The organism is Pantoea sp. GM_Pan_4, from assembly GCF_026541005.1.
Classification (GTDB): Bacteria; Pseudomonadota; Gammaproteobacteria; order Enterobacterales; family Enterobacteriaceae; genus Pantoea; species Pantoea dispersa.
In genome coordinates, this window is record NZ_JALNUZ010000013.1 from 71951 (window position 1) to 84270 (window position 12320).

A 12320-nucleotide genomic window follows, 5' to 3' on the forward strand; every position below is an offset into this window, starting at 1 on the left:
ATCTCCTTATCGTTACAGGAAAAAGGATGATTACCCGCATTGCATGAAGAATGACGGGTATATCAAAGCGTCAGGCTTGCCTTTATACTACCGCGCGATTGTTTATAAACTGCCCAAACGCCAACAGATGGGAATTCTCAGGTGAAGTTCGTAAAGTATTTATTGATCCTTGCAGTGTGTTGCATTTTGCTGGGAGCCGGCACGGTTTATGGTTTGTACAAATACATAGAGCCGCAGCTGCCTGATGTGAACACATTGAAAGATGTGCGCCTGCAAACCCCGATGCAGGTTTACAGCGCGGATGGCGAGCTGATCGCCCAGTATGGTGAAAAGCGCCGTATCCCGCTCACCCTGCAACAGATGCCGCCTGAGCTAATCAAAGCGTTTATCGCCACCGAAGACAGCCGCTTTTATGAGCATCACGGCGTCGATCCGGTGGGGATTTTCCGCGCCGCCAGCATCGCGCTGGTCTCCGGCCACGCCTCGCAGGGCGCCAGTACCATTACGCAGCAGCTGGCGCGTAACTTCTTCCTCAGCCCTGAACGCACGCTGATGCGTAAAATCAAGGAAGCCTTCCTGGCGATTCGCATCGAGCAGTTGCTGAGTAAGGATGAAATCCTTGAGCTGTATCTGAATAAAATCTATCTCGGCTATCGCGCTTACGGCGTCGGTGCGGCGGCGCAGGTTTACTTCGGTAAACCGGTCGATCAGCTGTCGCTGAGTGAGATGGCGATGATCGCCGGCCTGCCGAAAGCGCCGTCGACCTTTAACCCGCTCTATTCACACGCCCGTGCGCTGGCGCGCCGTAATGTGGTGCTGGCTCGCATGCTGGATCAGAACTACATCACGCAGCAGCAGTATAACGACGCGCGCAACACGCCGCTGACCGCCAGCTATCACGGCCCGGAAATTGCCTTCTCTGCACCGTATCTCACCGAGTTAGTGCGTCAGGAGATGGTGAAACGCTACGGCGACAGCGCCTATGACGATGGCTACAAGGTGTATACCACCGTGACCCGCCATCTGCAGGAAGCCGCACAGCAGGCGGTGCGTAACAACGTGATGGCGTACGATATGCGTCACGGCTATCGCGGTCCGACCAACGTGCTGTGGAAAGTGGGTGAAGCCAGCTGGGATCACACCCGCATCGTCAATACGCTGAAAAATCTGCCGGTCTACGGTCCGCTGAATGCCGCCGTGGTCACCAGCGCCAGCGCCGACGAAGCCACCGCCATGCTGAAAGATGGCAGCAGCGTTTCGCTGACCTTAGCCGGCGTGCGCTGGGCGCGTCCGTATAAATCCGACACCCTGCAGGGCCCGACGCCGCGCAGCGTCACTCAGGTGCTGCAGGCTGGCCAGCAGATCTGGGTACGTAAAGTCGGTGACGCGTGGTGGCTGGGACAGGTACCGCTGGTGAACTCGGCGCTGGTGTCGCTCAATCCGGAAGACGGTGCGGTACGCGCGCTGGTGGGTGGTTTTGACTTCAACCAGAGTATGTTCAACCGTGCCACCCAGGCGCTGCGTCAGGTCGGCTCGAACATCAAGCCGTTCCTGTATACCGCCGCCATGGACCGCGGCCTGACGCTGGCCTCCATCCTCAACGACGTGCCGATTTCACGCTGGGATGCCGGCGCCGGCGCAGACTGGCGACCAAAGAACTCGCCGCCGACTTATGCGGGTCCGATTCGTTTACGCCAGGGGCTGGGTGAGTCGAAAAACGTGGTGATGGTGCGCGCGATGCGTGCCATGGGCGTTGATTACGCCGCTGAGTATCTGCAGCGCTTTGGCTTCCCGGCGCAGAACATTATCCATACCGAGTCGCTGGCACTGGGCGCCGCATCCTTCACGCCAATGCAGGTGGCGCGCGGCTATGCGGTGATGGCTAACGGTGGCTTCCTGGTCGATCCTTACTTCATCGCGAAGATTGAGAACGAACAGGGCGGCGTGATTTTCCAGGCGCAGCCGAAGATCGCCTGCCCGCAGTGCAATCTGCCGGTGATCTATGGCGACACCAAAAAGTCGGTGGCGCTGAATGAAGAGAGCGTGGAAAACGTCGCCACCTCGAATCAGCAGCAGAATCAGACCGTGCCGCAGCCCGAGCTGGAGCAGGTACCCGCTCAGCCGCAGCCGGCCGGCGATCAGCAGTATGCGCCGCACGTGATCAACACGCCGCTGGCGTTCCTGATCAAGAGCGCGCTGAACTCTAACATCTTCGGTGAACCGGGCTGGATGGGAACCGGCTGGCGTGCCGGTCGCGATCTGAAGCGTAACGATATCGGCGGCAAAACCGGTACCACCAACAGTTCCAAAGACGCCTGGTTCTCCGGTTATGGTCCGGGCGTGGTGACGTCGGTGTGGATTGGCTTCGATGATTCGCGCGCGCTGGGTCGCACCACGGTATCGGGTGCGATTCCGGATCAGATCTCCGGCTACGAAGGCGGCGCGAAGAGTGCGCAGCCGGCATGGGATGATTACATGAAAGTGGCGCTGGATGGTGTGCCGGTGCAGCCGCTGACACCACCGGACGGCGTGGTGACGGTGACCATTGACCGCAGCACCGGCAAGCTGGCCAACGGTGGCGGCAACACCCGTCAGGAGTACTTCATTAACGGCACCCAGCCGACCGAGTACTCAGTACATGATGTGGGCACCACCATCATGGACAACGGTGAAAGCCACGAACTATTTTGATCAAAAAAGCCGGAGGAAATCCCCGGCTTTTTGTTTTTACCCTGTGCGACTTTCCGCGCCTTTTATTGCGCCGCCAGGTGTCCTCAATAACTCAACCGCCCCTGCTTCACCAGCCACTCACGCACCATGAACAGCGCGCTGACGTTACGCGCCTCGCGAAAATCCGGCTCTTCCAGCAGCGCCAGCAGATTGCTGAGCGGCCAGCGGCGTACAATCAGCGGCTCCGGCTCATCCCCTTCCAGCTTCTCTTCGTACAACCCTTCAGCTACCACGATATTCATCTTGCTGGAGAAATAGGACGGCGCCATGGTGAGTTTGCCCAGCGCTTCCAGCTGATGCGCGCCAAAGCCCACTTCTTCTTTCAGCTCACGGTTGGCGGCTTCAAAAGCGCTTTCACCAGGATCGATTAAACCTTTCGGGAAGCCCAGCTCATAGGTTTCCAGTCCGACGGCGTACTCCTGGATCAGGATCACGTCATCGCCAATGATCGGCACAATCATCACCGCTTCACGATCGGAGGGCTTCATGCGCTCATAGACGCGACGCGCACCGTTGCTGAAGGCGAGATCAACCGCTTCGATGGTAAACAGGCGGGAGCGGGCCACCGCTTCCACGTTGAGGATGTCAGGTTTTTTCAGGGGAGTGGTCATATCAGCCTCAAACTTAGCACAGCCTTGTGAAACGCGATGACGTCAGCATACCGAAGCCCGCGGCATTGTGCGACACGCAGCGCGGGTCAATCATGGTGACATACATTTGCCCGCTGCCGCTAACAACTTCTTGTTATCTGCACAGTAAGATTTTCACAATAAGTCAACGGGGTAGCAGCAAATTCGGATAATACCGATGTTTAATTGAGGGGCTTGTGAGTACCATCCCGTTAAGGAATAATCTAACAAATTTATAATACAATGATTTTGCGCGGTATTTTGTTTCATTTGCCTCTTGTCAGAATGACTTCTGCTCGCCAAAATTGACTCGTATTGCAGGTTTTACCGGGAGCACATCGTAAACGTGACGGCAGTTTTTTGGCTGGATTGAGCAAAGCATGAGCACTCTTATCGTCATTCTGGCTGTCATGCTGGCCTGTTCGTTAGTGGCCGGAATCGGCTACTGGTACGCTATGCGGCATCGTCCGCCGTTGGCGAAACCACTGCCGTTTATCAGTCCGCCCTGCCGTAAACTCACCGATGAAGAACGCGCTGCCGTTGAGAAGTATATTGCGTCGCTGGGTAAAGCGCGTCAGCACAGCAGCGGGCGATCGACCCGATCGTCACGGGAACCCGAAGCGCTGGCGCTGACCGCACAGAGCAATAATGTTTATCCCGTTACCCGCTCCATCACCCGTTACGGCCTCTCCACTGACGATCCCCACAAATGGCGCTACTACCTGGATGAAGTCGAGGTGCATCTGCCGCCGCTGTGGGAGCAGTACATCGCTGAAGAAAACTACGTCGAGCTGATCCGCACCCAGACCCTGCCGTTGGTGATCTCGCTCAACGGCCACTCGCTGGTGAACTATGCGGTGGAACAACCGGCGCTGCCGCCGCTGGTGCGGCCAATGTCGACCAACGCTTCGATTCGTAAAGAGGAGAGCGAAAACGTCGAGCTGCTGCAGGTGCGCAAAGAGTCGCCGGAAGAGTATCAGCTGTCGCGCGCCGACGGCACGCGTGAAGCGAGCGCCATTTGCTGCGCCTTCCTGCTGTTTTTCCTCAGCCTGGTGCTGCCCGGCAGCCTGATGCTGTGGATTGCGCTGCCCGCCGGCGCGATCGTCGCTGTCAGCCTGTGGTTTATGTACCGATTCCCAGGTGAAAAAGGGCTGCGCGATGTGCACTGTCTGCGCGGCGCACCGAAGCGCTGGGGCCTGTTTGGCGAATCCAATCAGGAGCAGAGCAACATCTCGCTCGGCATCATCGACTTAATCTATCCGGCACACTGGCAGCCTTATGTGGCGCACGACCTGGGCCAGGTGACGGATGTGGATATCTACCTGAATCGTCAGGTGGTACGCCAGGGGCGCTTCCTGTCGCTGCAGGATGAAGTCCGCAACTTCCCGGTACAGCGCTGGCGTAAAAACCTGGTGCTGGCGTGCGGTTCGCTGCTGGTGCTGGTGATGCTGGTGAGCTGGATTCCGCTCAGCATGCCGATCAAACTCAGCCTCGCCTGGTTAAAAGGGACTGAGAGCGTGGAAGTGAACAGCGTCGATAAACTCACTGCCCTGCCGCTGCACATTGGCGATAGCCTGAAAGTGAGCGGCACCGGCATGTGCTCGGTTCCGGGCAATTACCAGAGCAACCGCAGCTACGGCTACATGCCGTTCGACTGCTCGGCGATTTACTGGAACAACGCTGCGCCGCTGCCGCTGCCGCAGTCCGACATCATCGATAAGGCTGCCGCGCTGCTGGAGACCACCACGCAGCAGCTGCATCCGGAAACCAATACCGACCCGAAACTGAACCCGCAGCTGGCGTCGGCGATTCAGAAATCAGGCATGATCCTGCTGGATGATTTCTCCGATCTGGTGCTGAAAACCCAGCAGCTGTGCAGCCAGCAGCAGGACTGCGTGCGCCTGAAAAATGCGCTGGTCAATCTCGGTAACGCCAAAGACTGGGATACGCTGATTCACCGTGCGGATTCCGGCAAGCTCAACGGCATGAATGTGCTGCTGCGCCCGGTAAGCGCCGAAGCGCTGGAGAATCTGGTGAACACCGCCACCTCGACCTTCTTCTCGCGGGAGACGCGTCGCGCAGCGGAAACCCTTAACAGCCCGCCGCCGGGCGGATTCCTGATCATTAGCGATGAAGGCCGGCAGATGGTGAACCAGCCGCAGCCGTCGGTGGCGCTGTTCGATCTCGACGCCCCTTCACAATGGCACGAACTGCAGCGCCTGTCCGGCATGCTGCTGCACACGCCGTTTGCCGCCAGCGGTATCATTACCAGCATTACCACCGATGCCAACGGCACGCGCCATATCGCCCTGCACAACGAGCCCGACGCCATGGCGCAGTGGCGCTATCTGGGCACCGCGCTGCTGATGCTGGTGCTGATTGTCAGCGCCGTCAGCAACGGCCTGCTGGCGCTGCGCCGCATCCACCGCAACCGCCTGCGTATGGCGCAGATTCAGCAGTATTACGACAAGTGCTTTAACCACAACCTCAGCACTATGCAGAGCGTGCGCTCGCTGTTCTGACCCTCCACCTTCTGTGCTACCCTGTCGCCCTGTTTTTCAGGGCGGAAAACAAAATGCCGATTACGCTTAAGGGATTGGCGATGGATCGGCAGCCCGCAACGGCACCTCGCCCTTGATTTATCACGTTGTACCCATACCTTTGGGTATCCGGCACCGGCCCGATCCATCTTTCCGGCGTCATGCGACCGTGTGCGACCGATCGCCACACGGCGCGACGCAGCGTAACAGCAGGAGCCGCAATGAAAGAGAAAACCAGTGAAGGCGTTCGCCTTGATAAATGGCTGTGGGCCGCGCGCTTCTATAAAACCCGCGCGCTGGCTCGCGACATGATTGAAGGCGGCAAAGTGCACTACAACGGCCAGCGCAGCAAACCGGGCAAAGTGGTCGAACTGCAGGCCGAGCTGACGCTGCGTCAGGGCAACGATGAGCGCACGGTGATCATCACCGCCATCGGCGACCAGCGGCGTCCGGCCAGCGAAGCGCAGCAGATGTACGCGGAGACGGCCGCCAGCATCGAAAAGCGCGAAAAGAACGCGCTGGCGCGCAAAATGAATGCCCTGACCATGCCGCATCCCGATCGTCGCCCGGATAAAAAAGAGCGTCGCGATCTGCTGAAATTTAAATTGTCGGGCGATGAATAACTCGCGCCCCCACGAGAGAAACCTTATGTCTGTTCAAGATCAACTGCATCGTTACCTGTTTGAAAACGTCGCCGTGCGCGGCGAGCTGGTCAACGCATCTCAAACCTGGCGCGACATCGTGCAGAACCACGACTACGCCGAGCCGGTCAAAACGCTGCTGGGCGAACTGCTGGTTGCCACCAGCCTGCTCACCGCTACGCTGAAATTTGACGGCGATATCACCGTGCAGCTGCAGGGCGATGGCCCGCTGAGCATGGCGGTGATCAACGGGAATAACCGTCAGGAGCTGCGCGGCGTGGCGCGGCTGAAAGAGGATGCGGAGATCGCCGCCGGCAGCAGCCTGAAGCAGATGGTGGGTAACGGCTATCTGGTGATCACCATTTCGCCTGAGAAAGGCGAGCGCTATCAGGGCGTGGTCGGCCTGGAAGCCGATACGCTGGCGGGCTGTCTGGAAGATTACTTCATGCGTTCCGAGCAGCTGCCAACCCGCCTGTTCATTCGCACCAGCGAGAAAGGCGCAGCCGGTATTCTGCTGCAGGTGCTGCCCGCGCAGGAGCCCAACCTGGATGACTTCAACCATCTGGCCACGTTAACCGAAACCGTGAAGAGCGAAGAGCTGATTGAGCTGCCCGCTACTGACGTACTATGGCGTCTCTATCATCAGGAAGAAGCCACGGTTTACGACCCGGCGCCGGTCAGCTTCAAATGCACCTGCTCGCGCGAACGCTGCGGTGAAGTGCTGAAGACGCTGCCGCCAGAGGAAGTGGATGAGATTCTGGTCGAAGACGGCAAAATCGATATGCACTGCGACTACTGCGGCACGCACTATGTGTACGATGCAGTGGATATTGCTGCCATTCGTAACGCTCCCTCCGGCAATAGCGATCAACTGCATTAATCAGCAAACGGGCGGTGACGCCGCCCGTATTTTCCGCCGGCGTAGCGCTATGATTTTTCACGGAAATTAACTAATTTACGCTAACTTTAGTTTCATAAGTGGCAGATTTCTCTACTTGTCACGTTCCAGCTCGCATTTTTAACTCTCTTCACTTTTCCACCTCGCTCAGACGTGTACACTGCGCGCGATCTGCCCTGTGCGGCTATGCGCAGCAGGACGCAGAAACCCTCATAAAAAATGCCATGAAGTACCGATTTAAGGAGCAGTCACATGCGCGTTAACGGCCTGACATCGCAAGACCTCGAAACGCTCGGAATTAGCGGCACCACCGAGGTGGTGTACAACCCTGATTACGCCACGTTATTTCAGGAAGAAACCCGCCCGGAGCTGGAAGGTTACGCGCGCGGCACCCTGACGCAGAGCGGTGCCATTGCCGTGGATACCGGCATCTTCACCGGACGTTCGCCGAAAGATAAATACATCGTGCGGGATGACACCACGCGTGACACGCTGTGGTGGAACGATGTTGGCAACGGCAAGAACGACAACCAGCCGCTGTCACAGGAAACCTGGCAGGCGCTGAAAGATCGCTGCACGCAACAACTTTCCGGCAAGCGTCTGTTTGTGATTGACGCCTTCTGCGGCGCCAACCCGGATACCCGCCTCAGCGTACGTTTCGTGATGGAAGTGGCGTGGCAGGCGCATTTCGTCAAAAACATGTTTATCCGTCCGACTGAAGCCGAACTGGCTGAGTTTACGCCGGATTTCGTGGTGATGAACGCGGCGCAGTGCACCAATCCGGACTGGCAGGCGCAGGGGCTGCATTCAGAGAATTTTGTCGCCTTTAACCTGACTGAACGCATGCAGCTGATCGGCGGTACCTGGTACGGCGGCGAGATGAAAAAAGGCCTGTTCGCCATCATGAACTATCTGCTGCCGCTGAAGGGTATCGCCTCGATGCACTGCTCGGCCAACGTCGGCAAAGCGGGCGACGTGGCGGTGTTCTTTGGCCTGTCCGGTACCGGTAAAACCACGCTCTCTACCGATCCGGATCGTCAGCTGATCGGCGACGATGAGCACGGCTGGGACGACGACGGCGTCTTTAACTTCGAAGGCGGCTGCTACGCCAAAACCATCAATCTGTCAGAGCAGGCCGAGCCGGAGATTTACCGCGCGATTCGCCGCGATGCGCTGCTGGAGAACGTGGTGGTGCGCGCCGACGGCACGGTCGATTACGCCGACGCCAGCAAGACGGAAAACACCCGCGTGTCTTACCCGATCGAGCACATCGAAAACATCGTGCAGCCGGTGTCGAAAGCGGGCCACGCGAAGAAGGTCATCTTCCTGACCGCCGACGCCTTTGGCGTACTGCCACCGGTTTCGCGTCTGACGCCGGAGCAAACCCAGTACCACTTCCTGTCCGGCTTTACCGCCAAGCTGGCCGGCACCGAGCGCGGTGTGACGCAGCCCACACCAACCTTCTCGGCCTGTTTTGGCGCGGCGTTCCTGACGCTGCATCCAACGCAGTACTCGGATGTGCTGGTGAAACGTATGCAGGCGTCCGGCGCGCAGGCCTATCTGGTGAATACCGGCTGGAACGGCAGCGGCAAGCGCATTTCGCTGAAAGACACGCGCGCTATCATCAACGCGATTCTGGCCGGTGAGCTGGATGAAGCGGAGACCGTGACGCTGCCGGTGTTCAATCTGCAGGTGCCCACCACGCTGGCACAGGTGGACGATGCCATTCTCGATCCGCGTCGCAGCTGGCCTGACGCCGCCGCCTGGCAGCAGGCTGCCGAAGCGCTGGCGCAGCGCTTTATCACCAATTTCGAGAAGTACACCGACAACGATGCCGGCAAAGCGCTGGTGCAGGCCGGCCCGCAGCTGTGAAGTAGCCCAGCCGCCACAACGGCGGCTTAGCGATGGCATATTTCGTCGCGGCGCGATTTATCGCACATGCCTGCAGCGGTAATATCGCTGATGGATGCGCAATAGATTGCGCCGCGACGGTTGGTGCGGAAATTTAACTAACGTTACTGCTTACTGCCGTCGTGGCGCTGTTTTCCGGAATCGGTAACCACGCACGGATACGTAATCCGCCGCGTTCGCTGTCGCCAATCTCCAGCGATCCGTCATGCGCATCGATAATACGCTGCACAATCGCCAGGCCCAGACCGGTGCCGCTGGTGCTGCGCGCGCTGTCGCCGCGCACAAACGGCTGGAACAGATGCTGTAACTGATCCGGCTTAATGCCCGGACCATCATCCTCCACCTGAAACCACGCGCGATTCAATTCCTGACCGCTGCTGACCTTGATCCAGCCGTTACCGTAACGCGCCGCGTTAACCACCAGATTCGCCACCGCGCGTTTAATCGACAGCGGGTTAATATCCAGCATCAGCTCCGCGTCCATCACCGCATTCTCAATCTCGCGCTCGTAGCCGCTCTCCGCCGCCACCACTTCGCCCAGCACGCTATTCAGATCGGCGCGCTCGGTCTGCATCTCCTGCCCGGTGCGCAGATAATCAATGAACTGCTCAATGATGGCGTTGCACTCTTCAATGTCTTTATTGATCGACTCGGCCAGGTAACCATCTTCTTCGCCCATCATCTCGGTGGCGAGACGGATGCGCGTCAGCGGCGTACGTAAATCATGGCTGACGCCGGCCATCAGCAGCGTACGATCGTCGGCCAGCTGCTTCACGCCAGCCGCCATCTGGTTGAAGGCGCGCGTCACCGAACGCACTTCCGAGGCACCGTATTCGCGCAGCGGTGGCGGAATAATGCCTTTCCCGACCTGCAACGCAGCGTGTTCGAGATCGACTAAGGGTCGGTTTTGGATACGGATAAACAGCCAGGCGCCGCCAATCGCCAGCAGCATTATTGCCAGGGTATAGCGGAACAGCGGTGAGAAGTCGCCCTGATGGATCTCGGTCAACGGTACGCGCACCCAGATATCCGGCGACAGCCAGGTTTTCAGCCAGACCACCGGCGAGTTTTTGTTAACCTCAACCCGCACGTCGGTCGGCCCGCCCAGCTGCTGCGCCATCTGTTCACTGAGGAATTCATAATGCTGCGCCCAGCGCAGCCCGCTCTCTTCCGCCGCCGCGTTGGTGTACAACGAGATGCCCAGCTCACGATAAATTTCGCGCCGGAAGGCCGGCGGCACTTCCAGCTGCGTACCATCCTCCAGCTGCAGCCGATCGGTCATCAGCATACGCACTTCGTAGGCGAGGACTTTGTTGAACTGCTGCAGGCTGGGAAGAATGGCGAAATTGAGCACCACCAGGTAGGTCGTTACCAGGCTGACGAACAGCAAGGTAACGATCAACAACAGGGTGCGGGCAAACGAACTGCGGGGTGAGAAGCGCAATCGCCTCATGCTTTACTGCCGTCCGGAACGAACACGTAGCCAAGGCCCCAGACGGTCTGGATGTAGCGCGGATGCGCCGGATCTTCTTCGACCATGCGGCGCAGACGAGAGATCTGCACGTCGATAGAACGCTCCATCGCACTGTACTCACGCCCGCGCGCCAGGTTCATCAGCTTATCGCGCGACAGCGGCTCACGCGGATGGCTCACCAGCGCTTTCAGCACGGCGAACTCTCCGCTGGTCAGCGGCATCGGCTCATCTTCACGGAACATTTCGCGCGTACCGAGGTTCAGTTTGAACTTACCGAAGGCGATGACCGCTTCTTCCTGCGACGGCGCGCCCGGCAGCTCATTGGCCTGACGACGCAGCACGGCACGAATTCGCGCCAGCAGCTCACGCGGGTTGAACGGTTTTGGAATGTAGTCATCGGCGCCGATTTCCAGCCCCACGATACGATCGACCTCTTCACCTTTCGCGGTGACCATAATGATCGGCATCGGGTTACTCTGGCTACGCAGACGACGGCAAATTGACAGGCCATCTTCGCCCGGCAGCATTAAATCCAGCACCATTAAATGGAATGATTCGCGGGTCAGCAGACGATCCATCTGCTCGGCGTTGGCGACGCTGCGCACCTGAAAGCCCTGTTCGGTGAGATAACGTTCGAGCAGTGCGCGCAGACGCATATCATCATCGACGACCAGAATTTTGTAGTTCTCTTGCATGTTCAACTCCCAAAGGCGCCATTGCCTGAGCCGATATTGTGTAAAAAAGATGCCCGTCTGTGACAGTCATTAATGGTTTATATTCTAGCCGAAATTGTTACAAAGCATATTAAACAGCAGCTTATCTTTAATTTTAACCGCGAACTGCGGCTTCGCTCGCGCTTTTCTGACTGATTTTTACGCCGTTTAGCGCTTGTCTGAAAATCAGCGCCGTTTTCTGCCGGCGAGTGGTCCAGCCGGGCCGTCCCGCTTCCGCCGTCAGGCGGGGCGCGCCATTTGGCTTAAGTTTCGCCTGCAGGATAAGCCAGCGGCCGCGCTCAGCAGCATAAAATATCGCGTTTTCGCCGCTGACTGCGTATCCGCGCTCGGAACAGTGCCAGTGCGCGCGTAAAATAAGGCCAGCGTTAAATAAAGTGATTTAAATCAGTCAGTAAACTCCCCTTTCCTCTGCGCAAATGATCTCCGACACTGCATCGGTACCTGCTTATTGAGTTCATATGGAGAAGAAAGATGAAAAAAACCGTTGTTCTGCTGAGCGCTCTGGTACTCACCAGCCTCACACAGGTTCAGGCCGCTACGCCAGCGGGCGAAGCCGCCGGCGCACAGGCGTCGACCACGGCCAAAGGTAATTCCGATGCTATCGGCATCGGTGCGGTGGGAGCCCTGCTCGGCGTCGCGCTGGCCACCATGGGCGGCGGCGATCACGGCGGCAGCAGCACCTCAACGACCACGGCGACCACGCCGGGCAAATAACGCTTATCTGGCGCGGCAAGGCTGCGGCGCTTCCCCCTCTTATACTGCC

9 protein-coding genes are annotated in these 12320 nt (G+C 58.4%); 6 read left to right on the forward strand and 3 right to left on the reverse strand.

The genetic code is table 11. The features are described from left to right. The first annotated feature begins 141 nt into the window (after positions 1-141). Positions 142-2691 carry a peptidoglycan glycosyltransferase/peptidoglycan DD-transpeptidase MrcA gene (gene mrcA / locus OXR61_RS20260; RefSeq protein ID WP_031279687.1) on the forward strand — a complete coding sequence of 850 codons (2550 nt, stop codon included), beginning with the start codon at positions 142-144 and terminating at the stop codon, positions 2689-2691. Positions 2692-2774: 83 nt separating this feature from the next. Here the strand turns inward: mrcA and nudE are convergent, their stop codons facing one another. Beyond that, the gene (nudE, locus tag OXR61_RS20265; RefSeq protein ID WP_021507415.1) at positions 2775-3341 is read right to left on the reverse strand and encodes an ADP compounds hydrolase NudE; all 567 of its coding nucleotides are present in this window, start codon (positions 3339-3341) and stop codon (positions 2775-2777) included. Positions 3342-3739: 398 nt separating this feature from the next. Between nudE and OXR61_RS20270 the strand changes: the two genes are divergently transcribed. The 4 genes from OXR61_RS20270 (at position 3740) to pckA (ending at position 9310) form a co-directional block, all read left to right on the forward strand. Further along, the gene (locus OXR61_RS20270) at positions 3740-5881 is read left to right on the forward strand and encodes an intracellular growth attenuator family protein (RefSeq protein ID WP_021507414.1); all 2142 of its coding nucleotides are present in this window, start codon (positions 3740-3742) and stop codon (positions 5879-5881) included. 239 nt (positions 5882-6120) lie between these two features. Continuing rightward, positions 6121-6522 (forward strand): ribosome-associated heat shock protein Hsp15, encoded by a 402-nt coding sequence (gene hslR, locus OXR61_RS20275; RefSeq protein ID WP_021507413.1) that lies wholly within the window; start codon positions 6121-6123, stop codon positions 6520-6522. A gap of 25 nt (positions 6523-6547) precedes the next feature. Continuing rightward, positions 6548-7420 carry an Hsp33 family molecular chaperone HslO gene (gene hslO, locus OXR61_RS20280; protein WP_021507412.1) on the forward strand — a complete coding sequence of 291 codons (873 nt, stop codon included), beginning with the start codon at positions 6548-6550 and terminating at the stop codon, positions 7418-7420. Between the two features lie 270 nt (positions 7421-7690). Continuing rightward, positions 7691-9310, forward strand: coding sequence for a phosphoenolpyruvate carboxykinase (ATP) (gene pckA, locus OXR61_RS20285; RefSeq protein WP_021507411.1), 1620 nt, complete (start codon positions 7691-7693; stop codon positions 9308-9310). A gap of 133 nt (positions 9311-9443) precedes the next feature. Here the strand turns inward: pckA and envZ are convergent, their stop codons facing one another. Then, positions 9444-10802, reverse strand: coding sequence for a two-component system sensor histidine kinase EnvZ (gene envZ, locus OXR61_RS20290; RefSeq protein ID WP_031279686.1), 1359 nt, complete (start codon positions 10800-10802; stop codon positions 9444-9446). After that, entirely contained in the window at positions 10799-11518 is a 720-nt protein-coding gene (gene ompR / locus OXR61_RS20295) for a two-component system response regulator OmpR (protein WP_001157751.1), read from the reverse strand. Before ompR ends, envZ begins: the two co-directional genes overlap by 4 nt. A gap of 510 nt (positions 11519-12028) precedes the next feature. On the opposite strand from ompR, the gene yjbE reads away from it, so the two are divergent. Then, positions 12029-12271 carry an exopolysaccharide production protein YjbE gene (gene yjbE / locus OXR61_RS20300; RefSeq protein WP_021507409.1) on the forward strand — a complete coding sequence of 81 codons (243 nt, stop codon included), beginning with the start codon at positions 12029-12031 and terminating at the stop codon, positions 12269-12271. Positions 12272-12320: the final 49 nt, after the last annotated feature.